The sequence below is a fragment of the Endozoicomonas sp. ONNA2 genome (assembly GCF_024606365.1).
In the GTDB taxonomy this organism is placed as follows: Bacteria; Pseudomonadota; Gammaproteobacteria; order Pseudomonadales; family Endozoicomonadaceae; genus Endozoicomonas.
On the sequence record NZ_JAHHPO010000704.1, the window covers coordinates 1 to 1,250 of the forward strand.

At 39.4% G+C, this 1,250-nt stretch carries 1 protein-coding gene; it reads left to right on the forward strand.

Annotated features, from left to right (window positions below):
* A partial coding sequence (locus KDK14_RS12465) for a hypothetical protein (RefSeq protein ID WP_257265458.1) occupies positions 1–1,220 on the forward strand: 1,220 nt, incomplete at its 5' end.
* Positions 1,221–1,250: the final 30 nt, after the last annotated feature.

The following is a 1,250-nucleotide window of genomic DNA, read 5'->3' on the forward strand; positions in this document are numbered from 1 at the left end:
GGACCATTGTAAGCTGGTGCCACAAAGTGGCGGATAGTGTTTCCAGTAAATTTGACGCAGGAAGCATCGCCGGTAAATGGCTCGGACGTGCAGTTGCTACAGTCTTTGTGCCTTTCGGAATTATGCCTTCGCTGGTTGGTGATACCATTCATGGTATCAAAAGCCTTTATGACAGGTGTGTTGAAAAGAAAGAAATCATTGACACAAAAATGCCTACCAAAGAGGAATTTGCAGCGCTGACAGAGGAGATTGAAACGCTGAAAATTGAGACTAAAAGGCTGAATGATAGAGCTTTAACTGCAGAGGCGGCAGCTGATGAAGGACGTAGGAACTTTGAAATTCTTTGCAACGAAAGTTCTCAACATACAACTGCTATGACTGAACGTGCCGAACAAGCTGAGGCTAAACACAAACACGAAATGCAGAATGCTGAATCGAAACTGTGTGCTCAGGCTGAGCAATATAATAAAAAGATCGAAGAACTGAAAGCTGATATCACAATCAAGCAACAAACTATTACTGAACTGACATCAAATTATGAAAAACTGAGATTAATTTGTACAAAAAATAGTCAAACAATCGAATCGTTTAAAGGCGATATAAAAAAACTTGAAAATGAAAAGTCAACTCTACAAAAGGAACTAAGTAAAGCTGGCGAACAAATTTCTGATTGTGAAAAACAAATTGATGATTTGAAAAAAGAGTTGACAGCAGAAAAAAATAAATCTCCACAAGACAAATATTTGGAGGAGGCTTTTAAAGGCTTGGAAGATTCGAATGATCCAGACTCCAAGTATGAAATTATCATACCAGGCTCTGAAAGAGCTATTCGCATCAATTTTAGTGAGCTCACCAGATTTAAGGAGGGTGTGAATACACTTGATGCTGAAATTAAAGAGGTATCAAATTATGCTAACGATTCATACTATCGAGCGATGGGTTTGAACGCGAATTCCTCGTCATGTCTTGCCAGTACTGATGAAGATAGCGAAGGTAATGGCGAATCTTCCCTGTATCCTGACCTTACGAATTTTTCTTTGTCTGATCAGAATGATCCCGACACTAAAATCGAGTCACCTGAATCCGGGGATTTTCCCAAGGTTATGAATTACCCAAATTACACACCAGATGCGCAGGTATCCGATAGTGCACAAGCCAATTCTGAAACAGTTGTTGAAGAAACCAATGGTGAACCAGTACCTGAATCCGTAAGGTTTTGATTGCACCGGAAGAATTTTACCAATTTAATA